Source organism: Lachnospiraceae bacterium JLR.KK002, from assembly GCA_036941025.1.
GTDB lineage: Bacteria > Bacillota > Clostridia > Lachnospirales > Lachnospiraceae > Petralouisia.
This window is the reverse complement of the sequence record JAYMNP010000001.1, coordinates 501350-521873: the sequence shown is the minus strand read 5'-3', so window position 1 is coordinate 521873 and position 20524 is coordinate 501350. Positions and strand designations below refer to the sequence as shown.

The 20524-nt window shown below is 48.3% G+C and carries 17 protein-coding genes; 8 read left to right on the top strand and 9 right to left on the bottom strand.

The features are described from left to right. Positions 1-26: 26 nt before the first annotated feature. From hemC to VSQ32_02505, 5 genes are all read right to left on the bottom strand, one after another. Positions 27-2402, bottom strand: a complete 2376-nt coding sequence (hemC, locus tag VSQ32_02525) for a hydroxymethylbilane synthase (GenBank protein ID MEH2941753.1) — start codon at positions 2400-2402, stop codon at positions 27-29. Positions 2403-2420: 18 nt separating this feature from the next. Then, complete coding sequence (gene hemA / locus VSQ32_02520) at positions 2421-3647, bottom strand: glutamyl-tRNA reductase (protein MEH2941752.1); 1227 nt, start codon at positions 3645-3647, stop codon at positions 2421-2423. A gap of 279 nt (positions 3648-3926) precedes the next feature. Next, positions 3927-4976: a putative sulfate exporter family transporter gene (locus VSQ32_02515; GenBank protein ID MEH2941751.1), complete on the bottom strand. Its 1050-nt coding sequence runs from the start codon at positions 4974-4976 to the stop codon at positions 3927-3929. 19 nt (positions 4977-4995) lie between these two features. Beyond that, complete coding sequence (locus VSQ32_02510; GenBank protein MEH2941750.1) at positions 4996-5946, bottom strand: 4Fe-4S dicluster domain-containing protein; 951 nt, start codon at positions 5944-5946, stop codon at positions 4996-4998. A gap of 26 nt (positions 5947-5972) precedes the next feature. Further along, positions 5973-6467, bottom strand: coding sequence for a rhodanese-like domain-containing protein (locus VSQ32_02505; protein MEH2941749.1), 495 nt, complete (start codon positions 6465-6467; stop codon positions 5973-5975). 151 nt (positions 6468-6618) lie between these two features. On the opposite strand from VSQ32_02505, the gene VSQ32_02500 reads away from it, so the two are divergent. Then, a complete protein-coding gene (locus tag VSQ32_02500; protein ID MEH2941748.1) occupies positions 6619-8064 on the top strand; it encodes an IS5 family transposase in 1446 nt (481 codons plus the stop codon). On the opposite strand, the gene VSQ32_02495 is transcribed toward VSQ32_02500, so the two are convergent. After that, positions 8065-9201 carry an FAD-dependent oxidoreductase gene (locus tag VSQ32_02495; protein ID MEH2941747.1) on the bottom strand — a complete coding sequence of 379 codons (1137 nt, stop codon included), beginning with the start codon at positions 9199-9201 and terminating at the stop codon, positions 8065-8067. Between the two features lie 146 nt (positions 9202-9347). Between VSQ32_02495 and VSQ32_02490 the strand changes: the two genes are divergently transcribed. The 3 genes from VSQ32_02490 to VSQ32_02480 all read left to right on the top strand — a co-directional run bounded on the left by VSQ32_02490 (position 9348) and on the right by VSQ32_02480 (position 12396). After that, positions 9348-10238 carry a LysR family transcriptional regulator gene (locus VSQ32_02490; protein ID MEH2941746.1) on the top strand — a complete coding sequence of 297 codons (891 nt, stop codon included), beginning with the start codon at positions 9348-9350 and terminating at the stop codon, positions 10236-10238. 130 nt (positions 10239-10368) lie between these two features. Next, positions 10369-11907, top strand: coding sequence for a nitrite/sulfite reductase (locus tag VSQ32_02485; GenBank protein MEH2941745.1), 1539 nt, complete (start codon positions 10369-10371; stop codon positions 11905-11907). A 243-nt stretch (positions 11908-12150) separates the two neighbouring features. Next, on the top strand, positions 12151-12396 hold the full coding sequence (locus tag VSQ32_02480) for a hypothetical protein (protein ID MEH2941744.1): 246 nt from the start codon (positions 12151-12153) through the stop codon (positions 12394-12396). Between the two features lie 8 nt (positions 12397-12404). Here VSQ32_02480 and VSQ32_02475 read toward each other — a convergent pair whose 3' ends face one another. Beyond that, a complete protein-coding gene (locus tag VSQ32_02475; protein MEH2941743.1) occupies positions 12405-14087 on the bottom strand; it encodes a GGDEF and EAL domain-containing protein in 1683 nt (560 codons plus the stop codon). 178 nt (positions 14088-14265) lie between these two features. Between VSQ32_02475 and garR the strand changes: the two genes are divergently transcribed. The 4 genes from garR to VSQ32_02455 all read left to right on the top strand — a co-directional run bounded on the left by garR (position 14266) and on the right by VSQ32_02455 (position 18448). Continuing rightward, positions 14266-15159: a 2-hydroxy-3-oxopropionate reductase gene (garR, locus tag VSQ32_02470; protein MEH2941742.1), complete on the top strand. Its 894-nt coding sequence runs from the start codon at positions 14266-14268 to the stop codon at positions 15157-15159. Positions 15160-15172: 13 nt separating this feature from the next. Beyond that, positions 15173-16597 (top strand): four-carbon acid sugar kinase family protein, encoded by a 1425-nt coding sequence (locus tag VSQ32_02465; GenBank protein MEH2941741.1) that lies wholly within the window; start codon positions 15173-15175, stop codon positions 16595-16597. Positions 16598-16638: 41 nt separating this feature from the next. Then, a complete protein-coding gene (locus VSQ32_02460; protein MEH2941740.1) occupies positions 16639-17328 on the top strand; it encodes a cyclase family protein in 690 nt (229 codons plus the stop codon). Positions 17329-17533: 205 nt separating this feature from the next. After that, positions 17534-18448 (top strand): hypothetical protein, encoded by a 915-nt coding sequence (locus VSQ32_02455; GenBank protein ID MEH2941739.1) that lies wholly within the window; start codon positions 17534-17536, stop codon positions 18446-18448. A 126-nt stretch (positions 18449-18574) separates the two neighbouring features. Here VSQ32_02455 and VSQ32_02450 read toward each other — a convergent pair whose 3' ends face one another. Both VSQ32_02450 and VSQ32_02445 read right to left on the bottom strand, forming a co-directional pair. Continuing rightward, positions 18575-19285, bottom strand: coding sequence for a GntR family transcriptional regulator (locus tag VSQ32_02450; protein MEH2941738.1), 711 nt, complete (start codon positions 19283-19285; stop codon positions 18575-18577). A gap of 77 nt (positions 19286-19362) precedes the next feature. Beyond that, positions 19363-20421 carry an aldo/keto reductase gene (locus tag VSQ32_02445; protein MEH2941737.1) on the bottom strand — a complete coding sequence of 353 codons (1059 nt, stop codon included), beginning with the start codon at positions 20419-20421 and terminating at the stop codon, positions 19363-19365. Positions 20422-20524: the final 103 nt, after the last annotated feature.

Here is a 20524-nt window from a genome sequence, read left to right as displayed (position 1 = left end):
TGCTGTTTCCATTCTCTGTCTATATACTACTTATTGAACTGCGGATGATTCTTCATATGGAGTCTGCATATACGCTCTGTTAATCCTTCATAAGTAGACTGTTCTGCTTCCAGCACCTGTTCCACACCCTTTGATTTCAAAAAGGCCGTAGTTTTGGGGCCGATACTGTACACACCGCAGGAGCCCCAGTCTTTCCCCACAGCATTCATAAACCGTTCCGCGGAAGAAGCACAGGTAAATGCCACTCCGTCGCAGGCTGCCACAGACTGCAGCAGCCCCGGTTCCGGCGTTACGGAGCGGTTCTCATACACCACCACTTCCTCAAACCGGCAGCAGTCCGCCAGAGCTTCTTTCAGATGGCTGTCCGCATTGCCGCCTTTCAGATACCAGACGCATTCCGTTCCGCTCAGACGGCTTCGCAGGGTATCTGCAAGGGCGTCACTGTGAAATGCTTCCGGTACCAGATCCGGATAAATTCCGTAAGAACCCAGCAGTTCCGCTGTTTTTTTGCCGATAGCCGCCACCTTACAGCCTGCCAGCCTTCTCATATCCAGCCCCTGTTCCCGGAAATTCCCGAAAAATGCTTCCACACCGTTTTTACTGGTAAACAGCAGCCAGTCTCCCTCTTTCAGTTCTTCCGATATCGGAATCTGTTTCACCCGCTCAATCACTCCCACCTGCACTTCATCCACAACAGCTCCCTGGCTTTGCAGCAGTTCTTTCAGCCGGGTGGGTTTTTCTCCGATTTTCGGAATCAGATACCGCTTTCCGAACAGTGGACGGTTTTCCATGAAATTCAGTTCTTCCCGCAGGGAAACCACTTCTCCCACCACAATCAACGCAGGAGAAATCAGGCCTTCCTGATCCACTTTCTCCGCAATATGCTCCAAATCGGAAACACATGTTTTCTGCTCCGGCGTGGTGGCCTGGGAAATCACAGCAATCTCTGCGGTGCCTGCCATTCCGGCCTCCCTTAACCTGTCGGCAATTTCTCCCACTTTGCTCAGTCCCATCAGGAACACACAGGTTTCCTTACTGTCTGCCATGGCCTGGAAATTGATGTCCGCCAGCTCGTCGTTCCGGTCATGAGCAGTCACCACATGGAACCCCAGCGCTTTTCCGCGATGGGTAATGGGAATTCCGGCGTAAGCCGGCCCTGCAATACAGGAACTGATTCCCGGCACCACCTGAAAATTCACTCCATGTTCTCTCAGATACATGCCTTCCTCTCCGCCCCGGCCAAACACATACACATCTCCGCCTTTCAGCCGGACGGTTTTCCCGTATTCCATGCTTTTCTGTACCAGCAGACGGTTAATTTCTCCCTGTTTCATGGTGTGGTTGCTGCTGGCTTTTCCCACATAAATCTTTTCGCAGCCGGGCTTTGCTTCCTCCAGAAGTTCCGGAGCAGCCAGCCGGTCATAGACAATACAGTCGGCTTCCCGGATTTCTTTCAGTCCCTTTACCGTAATCAGGCCCGGATCTCCGGGGCCGGCTCCCACCAGAACAACCGTTCCTGCAAGCTGGCTGCGGATTTCCCTGGCTGCTTCACGTGCCAGCTCCTCCGGTTCCCTGCCGGATACTGACGCGTAAGCCTGACGGCTCCCTGTCTCATTTCCGAACATGGCTCTGAGACAAAAGGTTTCTTCTCCGTCCTTCTCCAGAACAGCTCCCACCGGAAGATGGCAGCTCGCGCCCATTTCCTGCAGAAAACTGCGCTCTCCTGCCGCTGCGGCGGCAGTATCGTCATCACTGAGGGCGTCCAGCATATCCCGCAGCCTTTCCTCCCCCTCCCGGATTTCCAGTGCAAGGATTCCCTGCGCGGGAGCCGGAATCATTTCCTCCAAATCCAGATACTGTGTAATTTTATCCTGCATATGCATCCGGTGAAGTCCGGCGGCTGCCAGAACAATACCGTCCAGCTTTTCCTCCTCCATTTTCCGGAGCCGGGTATCCACATTCCCGCGGATTCCCACGATATTCAAATCCGGCCGCAGGCGTTTTAGCTGAAACTCCCTTCGTTTGCTGCCTGTTCCAATCACTGCTCCCTGGGGCAGCTCCGCCAGAGAGTTTTTTTCACGCAGAATCAGCACATCTCTGGGGTCTTCCCGTTTCCAGGCTCTGGTAAATACCAGACCGGGCGCGGGGCGGGCCGGCATATCTTTCATACTGTGCACGCCGAGCTGAATTTCACCGGAGAGGAGTTTTTCTTCAATTTCCCTTACAAATACCCCCCTGTCTCCAATCTCGTGAAGAGGTTTATCCAGAACCAGATCTCCCCTGGTCTTAATAATCTGAATTTCAAATTCCTCCTGGGGGTAAAACTCTCTCAGTCTTTCACATACATATTCCGCCTGGGTAAGGGCCAGTCTGGAACCTCTTGTACCAATCATATATTTCATATTTTTTCTCCCATTCTGTTATATCTGAAAAAGCTGTCCCACCAGCTTCTTATATGCTTCCTGTTCCTCTTCGGAATCCAGCTTTTTCAATTCCCGTATAGGTTCCCGCAAAAGACGTTGCAAAGAGGCGTTCAGTACCTTTTTCAGAAGTTTCTGTTCCCTTGGGGTAAGTTCCATTTTCCGGTTCAGGTAATCGTAGCCGTCTGTCACAATCTCGCTGCACCGCTGCTGCAGGGATTCTATGGTGGAATCCATACGGCTCTGGAAAAACCACTCCACCGTCTCCTGCAGCTTACTATCCACCAGTTTCCCGCTCTCCTTCAGCAACTGCTCCCTCTCTTTCTGATTCCGGGACGCAATTTCCTGCAGCGTATCCAGATTGATTAAGGTCACCTGGGGTTCTTTTGCAAAGGCGGTGTCGATATCTCTGGGAGCCGCCAGATCCAGGAAAGCCAGAGGCCCCGCGGGAGAGAAATCCTCTTTCCGTATAATCAGATGGGGCGAAGATGTGGCGCTGACCACAATTTCACACTGTCTGACAGCCTGCCTCCAGTCTTCGTAAGGAATTACCTCCAGCCGGGGAAATTCCTCCCGGAGCTTTTTCGCATGGGAATAATTCCTGCTGCAGGCAATGACCTGGATTCCCTGATATTCATATATGTATTTCAATGCAAGAGACGCTGTTTTCCCGCTGCCGATGACCAGAATCCGTTTCCCCCCGATACCGTAGTCCTCCTGCAGCTTCCGCACACCGATATAACTGACAGACAAAGGCTTTTCGCTGACCTTCCATTCCGTTTTAATCTGCTTTGCGCAGGTGATGGCGTCCCGCACCACTTTATTCAGTTCCTTTCCGCTGTAACCCATGGTTCTGGAATAATCCAGCGCCTCTTTTACCTGCCCCAGAATCTGGTCTTCCCCCAGCACCAGGGATTCCATGCCTGCGGCAATCCGGAACAGATAGCCCATGGCTTCCTTCCCGGACAGCTTCATCAGATATTCTTTCAAATCCACATCCGGAAACATGGATTCATATATTTCCTGTATCTGCCTCTGCTGCTCCTCTGTCTCATACAGATAATAGACCTCGCTTCTGTTACAGGTGGAAAGCACCATACACTGTTCCACCCCTGCCTTTTCCCCTTTCTGGAAAAATTCCAGCTTCATGGCATCTGTGAAAGAGGTCTTATCCCGGACGTCAAGTCCGGCTTTCTTATAGTTTATCCCCAAAAAACCAAACTGCATGGTTTCCTTCATCTCCTTGTGGCGTTTTATAGAAAAAGAATGCGCCTGCGCATTCTTCGCGCGCGAGCGGATTGCCTGGCAATAAATTTCCTCTCCGCGAGCTGTGCATATTAATTTTTATCTTATAGGAAGACACTTTCACGCTTTAGCGTGACAAGGTCTTTCCTGTCTTTCCTATAAGATAAAAAACGAGGCTGCACATCCGGCAGCCCCGCTTATGCTTATTCAGCATAACATATTTTTCGTCATATAGGAAGATAAATTATTCCTCCGGCGTCTCTAGCCAATATACCCTGCGAAAAGGAATGCAAAGATATAGGAAGATGCGGCCACACATGCCCAGGTAATTCCCCCCAGAGCAATGGGCTTGAGGCCTTTGGAAAATACATCCTTAAACTTAATCTTAAATCCTACGCCCGCCAGTGCGGAAGCAAACAGGAATTTACTTACCACTTTCAGCAGATTACTTCCCACATCGCTGAATACACCATATGTATTCAGGCCTGCCATTACCACAAACCAGAGAATGAACATGGGGAATGTTTTCTTTACTACTGCCAGAATGCTGTCGTTGCTTCCTGCTTCACCATTCTTCTTAGCGTCTCTTGCCATCAGAACAGTCCATACGATAGCCACAAAAATCAGCATGGTGGTACGCACCAGTTTTACATTCAGAGCTCCGCTGAATTCCGGATTGCCAATCATGGCCTGGTAAGTTGCCTGAGCTCCGGCCACAGAAGATGTATCATTGATAGCTGTTCCTGCCACAAATGCAAACTGATTCTCGGTAAATCCGATTGCCGGTGCAATATACGGATAGGAGAATGCTGAAATTGTATCAAACAGGAAGATTGCCGCCATACCAAATGCGATTTCCGCATCTGTTGCCTTGATAATACGGCTTAAAGTAGCAATTGCAGTTCCGCCGCAGATACAGGTTCCGCCGCCTACCAGAACAGAAGTATTCTTTGTAACTCCGATTTTTCTGCCCACCAGCATTGCAACTGCAAAGGACAGACAGATGTTGAACAGGATTAAAGGCAATGCCCTTACGCCGGTTCCCATAATGTCAGCAAAGCTCAGTGTTCCGCCGGTCATGATAATACCCCAGTTCAGAAACTGTTTGCTGCAGTAGGTAGTTCCTTCTTTAAAATCCTTATCCACAGAAGGGATAATGTTGCAGATAATCATGGAAACTAATAATGCAACCATCGGTCCGCCCATAACCACGCGCCCGAATACGGAAGACTGCAAATCTGTAGATTTTGTCGCCAGATATCCAATCACCAGGCACAGTATGATGGCGCCATATTTTTTCTTTGAACCCATCTCTCAAATTCCTCCCAAATTAACAGGTTGCTCCTCCTGCCAGATGAAGCTGTGCATCCAGTATTTCCTGTTTTCTTTCTAAAATATCATTTGCCATAAGCTGTTTTTCCACTTCCTCAAATCCGATTCTCGCAATGGTATCTGCGAAACGCTCTCCCGTCTTGCCCTGTTCACGGAAGAACAGAATTGCTTTTTCCACGGTATCCAGAAGTTCTTCTTCCGTGGTGAAAATTTTGGATAAAGGCTGTCCGTGAGCAACTTTCTTGCCCCATCTTCCGCCTATGTAAATCTTATATCCCGGTGTTCCCTCTTCAATCACATCAAACGGACACTGCTCGATACAACGTCCGCAGTTGTTGCAGGTATCTTTGTCAATGGCAAGTTCACCGTCTTCCACTTTTGCCGCGCCCATGGGACAGGCAGTTTCCACCTGGCATTTCTTGCAGCCGTTGCACATATCTTCGTCCACGTTCGGAATAAGCTGGCCCACAATACCCAGATCATTCAGGTCAGGTTTTACACAGTTGTTGGGGCAGCCGCCTGTTGCAATTTTAAATTTATGCGGCAGCTTCACGGTATGATATCCCTTGTAGAAACGCTCATGGATTTTCTGAGATAAATCAAAGGTATCATACAGTCCGTACTGGCAGGTGGTTCCCTTGCAGGATACTACCGGACGAACCAGCGAACCGGTACCGCCGGTTTCAAGGCCAGCCTTTGCAATGTACTCACGGAACGGCTCAATATTGTCAAAATGAATTCCCCGTACCTCAACGGTAAGACGTGTGGTAAATTCCACATCGCCGTTTCCGAACTTCTCTGCTGCCTCTGCAATCACTTTGGTCTGTTCTGCTGTGATTTTACCATTTACGGTAATCACACGTCCGTTAAATAAATCTGTTCCTTTGTTGTTCAGAAATCCGAGTCCTTTTACTCTTTTGATTTCTTCCGGTTTAATTGTGCATCCCATGTCTCTCAATCTCCTTTTTCTGTTTTTTATGCTTCCACATCATTAAATGTAATACCGCCTTCCAGCACCTTTGTATTCTTATAGCCGTAGAATTTCAACCGGTTCTGGAGCAGGTAAGCTCTCTTGCCTTTATTACATACCAGCAGTATCTTATCATCCGGCTCCAGACCTTCTACAGGCCCTTCCACTGTGGTCAGCTCCACATAAGGCGCTCCCTCAATGGACGGCGCCAGGCAGGCGTCCACTACCTTATAGCCTTCTGCCGCCCCTGCCGCATATTCCGCCGGGGTAAATGTCTCGAATTTACCGTTGATTTTGTTCATCAGAACATTCAGCGTATGCTCGAAGGGGTGAATGGCTGTGGAAAAAGGCGGTGCATAAGCCAGATCCATATCTGCCAGGTCGGTAAGGGTTCCTTTCAGCATAATACCTGTAACTGCAATATCCACTACCTTATCCACTGCTCCTGCGCCGATTACCTGTACGCCCAGAAGTTTCAGGGAATCCTTATCTGCAATCATTTTAATTAGTGTCTGCTGATTAGGTTTAAAACACTTGATTTTACCGACTTTTACCGCATTTTATGGTATAATACCTGCAAGGATTTTGATAAAATCAAACCGTTTTTCTTGCAGTTATTCTGCATATTTTATGTATAAAGGGGCTAAATCAATGTACAAACCTATTAACAAGTTACACCACTCGTTTCTCGATTTCAACCAGCCTATGGGACTCCACATGAACTCGGATAACCGCTGGATCAAACTGGCTGACCGAATCCCATGGGATGAATTTGAAGTAAAATATGCCAGACTGTTCCCGAGTGGTACGGGTAATGTTGCCAAGCCATTTCGGATGGCGTTAGGAGCCCTGATCATCCAGACCAAGTTCCAGTATTCTGATCGTGAACTCGTGGAACAGATCACAGAGAATCCATATCTGCAGTACTTTATCGGACTTCCCGGCTATCAGGAAGAAGCTCCGTTTGATGCAAGCACACTGGTTCTTTTTCGCAAACGCATTTCTGCTGAAATGCTGATGGAAGTAAATGAGTATCTTCTTGCTCACAAAGATGATGACAACAATACACCACCATCTTCCGGAAACTCCGGCGATAATGACGCTTTGAAAGAAGACACAAACAAAGGAACACTGACACTGGACGCAACCTGTGCACCGGCAGACATCCGTTATCCCCAGGATATTTCACTCCTGAACGAAGCAAGGGAGAAACTGGAAACCATCATTTACCGTTTTTGCAAATCCTATGGTCTTCCACTGCCAAGACGCTATAGAAGACGTGCCAGAAAAGATTATCTTTCATTTGCCAAAAGTAAAAAACATAGTGCAAAGAAAATCAGGAAGGCACTGCGCAAACAGCTTGGTTACGTTGCAAGAGACATCGGATATCTGGAAAAGTTCATGAGCGACGGATATGCGATGACAGATAAAGAAATTAGTTTGTATCTGACTATCATCACGCTGTACGAGCAGCAGAAGTACATGTACGATAACAAAGTACACTCAGTGGAACATCGTATCGTAAGCATCTCGCAGCCATGGCTTCGTCCTATTGTCAGGGGGAAAGTAAAAGCCCCAGTTGAATTTGGTGCAAAGTTTGATCTAAGCCTTGACAGTGAAGGATACGGACGCATCGAAAAAATATCGTTTGAAGCATATAACGAGAGCACCTGCCTGATTGAAGCGGTAGAACGCTTCAAGGAACGCACCGGTTATTATCCGAAACGTGTGCTGGCAGATCAGATATACCGGACCAGAGAAAACAGGAGTTATTGCAAAGAGCATGGGATCCGTCTGTCAGGACCAAAACTGGGCAGACCAAGTGCTGCAGTAAAAGTTGATAAAAAACAAGAGTATCAGGATAATACTGACAGAATCGAAGTGGAACGTACTTTTAGCTTAAGCAAACGCTGCTATGGCATGGACTGTATTACCACCAAGCTGGAGGAAACGCAGTTAACTTCTGTCGCATTATCTGTATTTGTGATGAATCTATTCAAGATTCAGAGGCGAATACTTTATGCTCTTTTGTATCTGATCCGATTTTGGTGTAACTGGAGCAGATGTAAGAGTTGGAAGTTGCAAATATTTGCTTAATCAGCAGACACTAATTACAAAAGTGCCTGCTCCGGGGAAATAATGTGCTTTGTCATCCACAACAGTAATTACGCTGACCGGATGGAAGCCTTCTGCCTCAGCCTGCGCTTCTGTCAGTCCGGTTCTTCCCACGTTCAGTCCCGGCAGCTTACATACGGCAGTTCCCAGCACACCCCGGTATCCAAGATTTGCGCCCATGATATTCTGAGCAATCAGACGTCCGCTGATGTTGGCTGTGGAGCCCATGGGGGACCATGCAGCCTTTCCGGTCAGAGCGTTGTGAACCATTGCACAGTCTCCTGCCGCATAGATATCGGGAAGATTTGTCTCCCCGTTCTCATTTGTCATAATGGTTCCCTTAAACATTTCCAGTCCGATTCCCTCCAGAAATGCCGTGTTGGGCCGGATTCCGGCACTGAGTACCACCAGATCCGCCTTGTATGCTTTCTTACTGGTAATTACCTTTTCAACTTTTCCGTCTCCTTCGATTCCGGTTACCGCCACTCCCGTTACCACCGGGATTCCGCTTTCCTGCAGTTTGCCTTCCACATATTCAGCCATCTCCGCGTCAAATCCGGGAAGAGCATGTTCCGCCATATCCAGCACGAAAGGACGAACGCCCTGCAGTTTTAAATTCTCTGCAATTTCCAGGCCAATGTAACCTGCGCCTACTACTACGGCACGTTTTACATTTCCCGCATCCACCACGTCACGAATCTGAATGGCGTCTTCCGGCGTCCTTACAAAGAACACATTTTCCAGATCACAGCCTTCCATGGGAGGTTTCACAGGGCTTGCTCCAACGGAAATAATCAGTTTGTCGTACTCATGAACCTGTTCCTCTCCGGTCTTCAGATTCCTGGCCACAACTTTTTTTCCTTCCGGGTCAACCTTTACCGCTTCCGTCTCTGTCAACACGGTAACGCCTGTCAGTCTGGAATACTTCTCCGGTGTGTTCACAATCAACTGCTCCCGGTCCTCAATCACATGGCCCACATAATAGGGAAGGCCGCAGCCTGCATAGGAAATGTCAGCCCCTTTATTCAGGACAACCACTTCATTCCCGCGGTCTTCCCGCATCAGTTTTGCAGCCACTTTGGTTCCGGCAGCAACACCTCCAAGAACTAATACTTTCATCTCATACCTCCTTCATCTATTGAAAATCGACAAAATTTTCTATATTATTATGATAGCACTTGTTAAATTCCGCGTAAAATAGTAAAATTCAAATAGTACCATAGGCATTATCCTATAGATAAACGGAAGAAAACGGAGGAGTCATTATGGCTACTTTAAAACAACTGAAAACCTTTATTGCAGTAGTGGAATATAAGAAGATGAGCGAAGCCGCCAGACGTCTGTACATTTCCCAGCCCACCGTAAGCCAGATTATCTCAGACCTGGAAAACGAATATCAGACCAGACTGTTTGAACGGTTCCCCAGAGAGCTGAAAATCACCCCGGCAGGTATGCTCCTGTTAGACAGCGCCAGAGAAATTGTCGCAAGCCACGAACATCTGGAACAGTCCATGAAACATGCCAATTCCCTGCGCCCCCTGCGTATCGGCGCAACCCTCACCATCGGCAATACCATGATGGGCGCACTGGTGGAAGAGCTGAACCGCCTGCACTCCGACATTGACGTAACCGTATTTGTGGACAATACCAAAATCATTGAACACCGGATGATTAACAATGAACTGGACATTGCACTGGTAGAAGGAATCATCGTCCGGCAGGAAATTATGACGGAACCTGTTATCGAGGATTCCCTCTGCGTCATCTGCGGCAATAAGCATCCCTTTGCCTCCAGAGACTCCATATCCATCGAAGATCTCAGACATCAGGATTTTATTATGCGGGAAAAGGGAAGCGGAACCCGTGCCATTTTTGAAAATATCATGCTGACCCATCACATTCCTTTTGTAACGAGATGGGAATGCAGCAGCCGCTGCGGGATTGTGGATGCAGTACGCCATAACCTGGGCCTTGGCATCCTGTCCCGGCGCTGTATCACAGAGTATGTGGAAAAGGGTGAAATCCGTTCCCTGCCTCTGGAAAATGTATCCATGAAACGGTATTTTTATCTCTGCCATAACCAGAGCAAGCCTGTTACCTCCCAGATGCAGGATTTCATCCAGCTTGTGGAATCCCTGCCCCGTACACAAACATAACCCCTCTGCCAGATTAATCTCCTGACATAAAAAATCTTTCTGTTTTATTTTCCCGGTTAAATTCTGCCAATATGGGAATACTGTTTCCGTATTCGTATTATCTGTCATCCTAATTTCACAGGAGGTCATTATGTCCAAAGATTATATAGCAGAATTTCGGGGAGATTTGCAGGAATTCCATGAAATGACGGAAAAATTTTACCGGAAAGACATAAATATCGCAGAATATAAGCGCTTTTCCGGAGGTTTCGGAAGTTATGCCCAGAGAGGCGGCGCCTCCAGTATGCTGCGTCTTCGCCTGACCGGCGGAGAAATCCGCAAAGAACAGCTTCTGTTTATTGCGGAAAGTATCGAAAAATACAAAATTACACTGGTACATTTTTCCACCTGCCAGAGTCTGCAGCTTCACAACCTGTCTGAGGCGCAGGTCTGCGCCCTGATAGAAGAATCCTTCGACCATGGCATTATCACCAGAGGCGGCGGAGGCGACTATCCCAGAAATGTCATGTGTTCCCCTCTCTCCGGCGTACAGAAGGGAGAATATTTTGACGTTCTTCCCTACGCAAAAGCTGCCGCTGACTATCTGCTTGGATTTATCCATACCGTAAAACTTCCCCGGAAGTTAAAGGTATGCTTTTCCAGTTCTCAGGAAAACATCACTCATGCCACATTCCGGGATCTGGGGTTTGTGGCCACAGAACGAAACACCTTTGACGTATACAGCGCAGGAGGTCTGGGCCGGGAGCCCCGCATGGGAGCTCTGGTGGCCTCTGATGTGGAGCCTTCCGGAATCCTTTACTGTATCAAAGCAATGGTGGATACCTTTGTCACTTACGGGAACTATGAAAACCGCGGAAAATCCCGTACCCGCTTCATGCAGGATACTCTGGGATGCGAAGGTTATATTCAGGCATTTCAGGAAAAGCTGTCTCTGGCATATTCCGAAGAACATCTGGATATTCATCCTGATATTCCGGTAACAGCCAAACCGGGGGACGGAACCACTCCCCGCCATCCCCGTATAATCCCTCAGAAACAGGAAGGGCTGTACGCCCTGCACTACCATCCGCCCGGCGGCAGCCCTCACCCGGAATTTTTCCGCAGCCTGTACAACGCCATCCTTCCCATGGAGGATGCGGTGCTTCGGATTTCTCCGGACCAGAGCCTTTATATTCTCAATCTGACCGGCTCCGAAGCGGAAAAGCTGCTGCCCCTGACTGCAGACAGCGCGGAAACCTTATTTGAAACTTCCGTATCCTGTATCGGCGCTTCCATCTGCCAGATTGGCGCCAGAGATTCCCAGGCTCTGCTGGCTGCCTGCCTGAAACGTGTCCGTCAGGAGCATTTTCCTGACGGAGTGCTTCCCAAAATTCATATTTCCGGCTGCCCCTCCTCCTGCTCCGGCCATCAGATTGCTTCTCTTGGCTTTCGGGGCGGCGTCCGGCAGACTCCGGACGGACCGCGCCCGGCCTTTGCCGTATATGAAATGGGCTGCCCCCTCCGGGGCCGGGAAGCATTCGGCACGGAACTGGGCCTTATGCTGGAATCTGAAATTCCTGAATTTCTCGTGGAACTGGGAACGGAGATTGCTGCCCGCAGCATGACTTACGAACAGTTTGTGAAAGAGCACCATGATGATTTTCTGAACATTGTAAAAAAATATCTGTGATTCCGTTCTGACAGAATTCACACATTTTACGGACTTTGCAGCAGGTGCAAAGTCCTGTTCTGAACTGTTACCGAAAACTTTCCCATTTTCCAAAAAGAAGTTGCAAAAACCTTAATTCACATTATAATGGAGTTATATCATACGGAGGAATCTATACTGCCACCGGAGTCCACCTGTACAGTTCCACCGATTTATACAACTGGACAGACGAGGGCGTTGTCTTAAAGCCCATGTCATCCGAAAATGATTTCCGGACAGATTATTTCCGTAATCTGTATGGAGCACTACAACAATCAATATTATATGGTGGATTCCGGCCTGCGCCAGTACGCTGTGGCAGACAGCCTGTACGGCCCATGGTCCTCCCATCCCCTTATGATGTGGAACGGAACAGAAACCACCCCTGTTGACTATCACACGGAAAGCAGCAGCGTGCTTCCGGTACCCACGAGTCAGTGCTGTACTTATATCCACATAGGCGACAGCTGATTTCTCTTTCACTCCATATTCCCAACCCCCTGCAGATTCTGTTCATAAAACCTCTGCCGGTCCACCGGCTTTCCATAATAGAAGCCCTGAATATAATCGGGACTCAGCCTGCGCAGCTTCATCAGTTCTTCCTCCGTCTCTATTCCCTCAAAGCAGACGCCCATGCCAATGCTGTGAGCCATGTCCACAATATGGCCAATCAGCTTATAGTCGAAATCACTGGAAACTGCCTTGGAGGTAAAGCTCCGGTCCAGTTTCAGCAGATTCACCCGGAGATTCTTCAGATAAGCAAGGGAAGAATAACCCGTCCCAAAATCATCCAGCGCAATCTTGACCTGATTCTCATTCAGCACATCCAGCAGCCGCTGCACCGAATCATCATAGGAAATCATCCCGCTTTCGGTAAATTCAAACAGTACCGTTCCCGGATTGATGCCCAGCTCCCGAATTGCCGCCATAATTCCGCTTACCACATCCGACTTGCAGATCTGAATAAAAGAAAGATTGATATTGATGCGGAAATTCGGTATCATTTCCTGCCACTCCATCCCCTGACGCATGGCAGTCTGATACACCCACTCTCCCACCGGAATAATCAGGCCGCTCTCCTCCAGAATGGGAATGAAAATTCCCGGGGAAAGCATTCCGTATTCTCCACAGGAAAACCGAAGCAATGCCTCCGCACCCACAATCTGTTCTGTCTTCACGGAAATAATGGGCTGATAAAACACTTCAAATCCTTCGAACCCGTGATTCACCGCATAACGGAGCTTCTCCTGAATATCCAGACTCTTCATATAAGCCTTATAATCTTCCTCCCGGAAAATATAAGAACAGTTCTTGCCGTTTTTCTTGGCCATGCCCAGCGCAAATTCAGAATAATTGCTCAAATCCTCAAAATCCAGCTCTTCACTGGAAAATCCCACCACGCCGGAAGAAATGGTATAAAAGTTCCGGTATCCCTGCTCCCTGCGCTGTTCTTCAATCAGAATCCGGACCTGGTGATATTTCTTCCGGGCCTCCTGCACGTCATCTTCCATAAACAGTACCAGAAATTCGTCTCCGTTTACTTTATAGCAGCGTTCTGTCCCGCTGACCTGCTCCATACACTGGGCAATCATTTTCAGAACACCGTCTCCCACCTCTATCCCATAGCGCTCATTCACTTCCTTAAAATTATCCACGCCGATGCGAAGCAGCGTTCCCCGTCTTCCTTTCTTCCTGATTTTCTTATAATCCAGCTGAAACTGACGTTCCGCAAACAGTCCCGTCACATCATCTGCCTTGCGCTTGCTTCCGATTTCCGTAATTCTTCCCACCAGCATCCGGCTCATTTCCCTGGTATCCTGAATTACCACACCGCGGCAGCTGATCCAGACCAGGCGCCCCTCCCGGTCCATCCATCGGTATTCCATATCATGTTCCGTCCCGCCCATATATTTCAGACGGTCCAGATCTTCCGATAAAGCCGGAAAATCCTCCGGATAAATTACCTGCTCCAGCACCTTGCCCGCATTGGAAAAATGCGTGGAAGGCAAATTAAACTTTTCCAGTGCACGCTGAGAAATAATATAATCCCCGTTGTCCAGATCCAGCAAAAACAGATAATCGTCGGTGCACCTGCCGAACACTTCCATGATATGCTCAAATTCTTCTTTCCCTGCAAGATTAAATGACGCCTTTTTCTCCATAACTCTGCCTCACATCTTTTCTTATACAAATTCTTACCTTTATTGTATCATTTTTTATCTGTTTTTCAACAAAATCTGATAAAATTCTCTCATTTTTTGTACAAAATGCAAAAATAGTTCTTGACCGATATACCGGTATATCGTATAATGGGATTATAAAATAAAAAAGGAGGAAGTTATGAGTAAAGTTGGTTTTATCGGTCTCGGCATTATGGGAAAACCCATGGCCCTGAACCTGTTAAAAGAAAAGGTTGAGCTCCTGGTATGCGACCTGAACAGAGAAGCGGTGGAAGAAGTGACAGCGGCCGGCGCAGCTTCCGGTACCTATGGGGAAATTGCCGCTCAGTGCAGCATAATTTTCCTGATACTTCCCAATGGAGACATATCCAAAGACGTCCTGTTTGGTAAAAGCGGGCTGGCCTCCGCCATGACCAGCGGAACTATCGTCTGCGATATGAGTTCCGTCACCCCTGTGGAGTCCCAGGAATGTTACAGCGAGCTGGCAAAAATCGGCGTGGGCTTTGTGGATGCTCCCGTATCCGGCGGTGAACCCGGCGCCATCAACGGAACACTGGCCTTTATGGCGGGAGGCGACCGGAAAGATTTCGATGCTCTGACGCCCTATTTTGACATTATGGGCTCCTCGGCAGTACTGATTGGCGGCAGCGGCAGCGGTTCCGTTACAAAACTGGCCAACCAGATTATTGTCAACAACACCATTGCCATTGTCTCCGAGGCTTTTGTCCTTGCCACAAAGGCCGGCGCAGATCCTTTGAAGGTATACCATGCCATCCGGGGCGGCCTTGCCGGAAGCGCTGTGCTGGACGCCAAAATTCCCATGATTGTGGAGCGGAATTTCGTACCCGGAGGCAAAATATCCATCAACCACAAAGACATCAAAAATGTAGTGAACACCGCCCACTCTCTGGATGTACCCATCCCCTACTCCGCCCAGTTGTATGAAATCCTGCAGACCCTGAAAATCCACGGGCATATGAACGACGATCACGGCGGAATCGTACAGTATTTTGAAGGGCTGGCTGACGTGCAGGTGAAAAAAACAGAAGAATAGAAAGGAGGTCCCCATGTCATTACATGCAGATGTGCTGAATTCTTACGCTCCGGTGGACGAATCCCTGGCCGATACGCTCCTGGAGCAGGAAATTTCCAAAAACAGCAAAAAAATTGTGGTGCTGGATGACGACCCTACGGGCGTCCAGACCGTCCATGACATTTCCGTATATACCAGCTGGACAAAAGACAGCATCACCCAGGGATTTGCAGAAGAAAACAAACTGTTCTACATACTGACAAATTCCAGGGGATTTACAGCGGCGCAGACAGAACAGGTGCATAAGGAAATTGCAGCTGTTGTGGATGAAGTTTCCAGGGAAACCGGAACCGAATACATTTTTATCAGCCGAAGCGACTCCACCCTCCGGGGACATTATCCCCTGGAAACCGCAGTCCTGAAAGAATCTTATGAAAAAAACACCGGAAAACCTGTGGACGGTGAAATTCTCTGCCCCTTCTTCCGGGAAGGCGGCCGCTTTACCATTGACAACGTCCATTACGTCAAAGACGGCGACCGGCTGATTCCCGCAGCCGAAACAGAATTTGCCAGAGACAAAACCTTCGGCTACACGGTTTCCAACCTGAAGGAATACGTGGAGGAAAAGACAAAAGGAGCTTTCCGGAAAGAATCTGTCACCGCCATCTCCCTGAAAGACCTGCGGGAAATGCGTCTTGACGCCATAGAACAGCAGCTTATGGAGGTCACCGGATTTAACAAAATCATAGTCAACGCCATTGACTATGCCGACATCAAAGTATTCTGTATCGCGCTGTTCCGGGCCATGGCCAGAGGCAAAGTCTTTCTGTTCCGCACCGCTGCCGCCATTGTTAAGGTAATGGGCGGCGTTTCTGACCAGCCCCTGCTGACCAGAGACCAGATGGTAGTCCGGGAAACCGGCAACGGCGGAATTATCGTGGTGGGTTCCCATACGGAAAAAACCACCCGGCAGCTTGAAATGTTAAAGGAGAATCCTGACATTGCATTTGTGGAGCTGGACGCCACGCTGGTCAGAGAGGAAGATGCTTTTGACAGAGAGGTAGCCCGCTGCCTTGCTCTGGAAGAAGAATATCTGAAAGCCGGAACCACGGTCTGCGTCTATACCACAAGGGCTCTGATTACCGCAGATACCGGAGATAAGGAAGACGACCTGCGGCTGTCTGTAAAAATCTCGGACGCGGTACAGTCCCTGGTAGGCAGATTATCCGTAGTCCCCGCTTTCGTCATCGCCAAAGGAGGCATTACCTCCTCAGACGTGGGCACCAAAGCCCTTGCTGTACAGAAAGCCAGCGTACTGGGACAGATTAAGCCCGGCATTCCCGTATGGCAGACCGGGGCGGAAAGCAAATTCCCGCTGACTCCCTATGTCATCTTCCCCGGAAATGTAGGAGAAATTTCCACCCTGAAAGAAGCCGCTGAAATCTTAATGCAGCCATGAAACATGTGCAAAACCATATTACATATTAAGGAGGAATTATTATGTTTCTGTTTTTATCTCATCCCCTGGACCCGGAAGGATATGCATGGCCGGGAGAACCCGTTGTTCAGGTAAAGCAGTGTACAGACGTGTCAGAGGACTGTCCTTTCTGCAGTTTTACCTCAGAACTTCCCAACCACTGCGGTACCCACATGGATGCGCCCCGTCATTTTGTAAAAGACGGACTGAACATCAATGAACTGCCCATAGAGTATTTCTGCCATACAAAAGTAGCTCTGCTGGAAATCCCAAAAGGCCCTGCTGAAGGTATCCACAAAGCAGACCTTCTGCCTTTTGCAGATACTTTATCAGAGGTTTCCTTTGCACTGATTCGCACGGGAATGGAGCAGTACCGGGATACCAACCAGAATCTTTACCAGAACGAAGGCGCTTATATCGCACCGGATGCAGGCGACTACCTGACAGAAGAATTTCCCAATCTGAAAGGTGTGGGCATGGATTTCCTTGCCATCGGCTCCGCCTCCTCCAAATGTCCCGAAGGAGAACTTCCGCCGGACTGCCACAGACATATGCTTGGATATTATACCGGAAAATTTGTCACCGGCGTAGAAGACATGCATTTATCCGAAATTCCAAAAGGTGCAAAAATCACAAGATTCTTCAATGCTCCCCTCAGAATCAAAGGACTGGATTCCAGTCAGGTGGTATGTATTGCTGAAATCGAAGATTAGTAAAAATCAGAAAGGCGCCTTTTCGTAAATTCCGTTTTGACAAATATTATTTACAGAAAAGGCGCCTTCCCCAAAATCAGAGCTGCAACTTCTGATTTCACTGTCAAGTATAGCGCAGATAACCTGTAAAATCAATAGTTTCATTCATGTATATACACGTATATATTTATTGTATTGCATTCAATCACAGGAGGTATTATTACTTATGATAAATATTTTATGTCTTATTGCTGCATTCGGAGGCGGTGTATTTGCCGCTTCTGTCGGCGGACTGGCATCATTCGTCCTGACCGGTGTTTTCGCCATTGCAGGTTCTGTGGCCAGTATGTGCGGCGCAGGCGATGCATCCAATATCTTACTGAACTATGTTGCGTTCGGACCGTTTTTCGGACCTTATGTGGCCTTTGCCGGAGGCGTGGCCGCTTCTGCTTTTGCCAAAAAGAAAGGTATCACAGAAAACGGCGCCGATATCATTACGCCTCTGTCCGGGCTGAACGAACCCGGCGTACTGCTGGTGGGCGGTATCTTCGGCGTAATTGGCTTTCTGTTCAAAGAACTGGTGGCGGGAAATCTCTTTGCCGGGACGATTTCTCCCCGTCTGGTTACCGATACCCCAGGACTTACCGTATTCTGCTCTGCCATCCTGGTCCGCTTCCTGTTCGGCGGAGGAAAACTGAGAACGGGAACAGCACTCATCAGTAAAGGCAAGGCCTTCTCCACCACCCTTCTGATTAGCATGGCTTACAGCCTTGTGGTGGGCGGCGTCTATGTGGGAGCCGTTTATGCAGGCGTTCCCATCGACGGGTTTGGCGGCTGCTATCCCCAGCTGATTTTCGGTATGGCCGCATTCGGCCTGGCTTTCGCAGCCATGGGCCACAACTTCTTTGGCTGCCATCATATTGTAATCATCGCCGCTGCCGCCGTGGTACAGTCTTACGGGGCAACCGGCAATCTGTATCTTGCTCTTGCAGTCAGTATCCTGTTCGGCACGCTGTCCGGGCTCCTTGCCGATATCACAGGCAATATGGTCAACAGCGGAACCGATTCCCATATTGACCCGCCGGCAACTGCTATTTTAATTATGACCTTTCTGATTAACGCCTGCTTTCCCATAGGTTAATGTCAGACGTATTCTGCAAAATAACATAAGTTTCCTTTTATCAGAAGGAGCCCTTTCCACTGCCTGGGAAAGGGCTCCTGCCTGTTATATCTGCCGCCATTTTCATTAAATTCCATTCAGTTATATTTAAAAGGAATCTTCCATTTTGCCGGATAATTGCTGTTTTAACTGTTCTTCCTTTTTCTCCAGAAACTGCAGATTGATATTCTGGGCAATGGTAAGATGGTGCTCAATCAGCCATTCCAGTCTGTCCAGATCCCGTTCCCGTACGGTTTCCAGTATGGTTCTGTGTTCCGTAATGGTATCTTCCATTCGTCCCTCTCTGGCAAAAGAAGTAACGTTCAGCCAGAAAATCCGATACATAAAACTGCGGTAAATTTCCAGCATGGATTCATTTCCAAGATACTGGACAACGCTCCGGTGGAATTCATAATCCTTTCTTCCAAATTCCTCACTGGAACCGGTGGAGTGAAAAATTTCTTTCTGCTTTACGACTTTATTGGTCATTTTCAGAATGTACTCCTGCCCTCTGGCTGTGTCAAGGTGCAGCGAAAGCTGTTTAAAGCAGTAAGATTCAATGGCGTTTCGAATCTGATAGGTCTCCTGAATATCTTCTTTTGTCATACTATGTAAGATAAACCCTTTGCTGGGCAGCATGTCCAGGTAACGTTCCTGCTCCAGCCGCAGCACCGCATCGCGAAAAGGGGTTCTGGAAACCCCGGCCTTCCTGGCCATTTGATTCAGAGAATATATCTTCCCGGCTTCCAGTTCCCCGTCTTTTATCATTTCAATCAGATAATCATATGCCTGCCCCTGCAGTGACTGCGCTTCTTTCATAACGTATTCTCCCATACCAGTAGATTTTATTTCTATATATTATGAACGGAAACCCCGCAGCCGTCAAGTGAGGAAACTTACTTTAATTTTTCTGCAAAGTCTGCCATGGCCTCTGATATTTTAATCTGCTGAGGGCAGACTGCCTCACAGCTTCTGCAGCCCACGCAGGCGTCCGGATGTTTTTCTTTCGGCACCGCCATCAGCGCCATGGGCGCAATAAACCCACCCCCGGTAAAATTATGCTCATTGTAAAGCTCCAGCAAAGAGGGAATGTCCAGTCCCTGCGGACAGTGGCTCACACAGTAGCGGCAGGCGGTACAGGGCAGCGTTCCGTTCAGCATCCCTTCCGCCACTGAGAGCAGCATATCCATTTCCTCCTGATTCAGCGGAATATCTTTCTCAAATGTTCTGATATTTTCTTTCATCTGACTCAAATCTGACATACCGGAAAGCACCACCGTCACCTCCGGCAGCGACTGGAGAAACCGGAAGGCCCAGGCCGGAATCCCTTCCTCCGGACGAAGATTTTGCAGGATTTCCGTCTCCTTCTCCGGCAGTTTTGCAAGTTTTCCGCCTCGCAGCGGTTCCATCACCCACACCGGAAGGTTGTAATCCTTCAGCAATTCCATTTTTTCTTTCGCTTCCTGGAAAGACCAGTCCAGATAATTAAGCTGAATCTGGCAGAATTCCATGTCTTTTCCATATGCCTCCAGGAAGCGCTTCATCACCTCCAGGCTTCCGTGAGCGGAAAATCCCAGGTGACGGATACGCCCATTTTTCTTCTGTTCCGTCAGATACCTGTAAATTCCGTATTTCTCATCCAGATAAGCGTCAATATTCATCTCACAGACATTGTGGAACAGATAAAAGTCAAAATAAGAAACCTGGCATTTTTCCAGCTGCTTTTCAAAAATTTCTTCCACCTTGTCCATATTGGAAAGGTCGTACCCAGGAAATTTTGTGGCAAGATAAAAGTTCTCCCGCGGATAGCGGCTCAGTGCCTTTCCCATTACCAGCTCTGAGTTCCCATTGTGGTAGCCCCATGCGGTATCATAGTAATTCACACCCTGCTCCATGGCATTTTCGATTCCATATTTTACACTTAACCTGTTAAAGAATATAATATTTTTTTCCATGATGCAAATACTTTTTCCGTATACACTACCATAGCTGGCGGGTATACTCTTCTGATTTCTTTTTCTCTTATCCGTGCCTGCATAAAATACTGCCCTTCACATA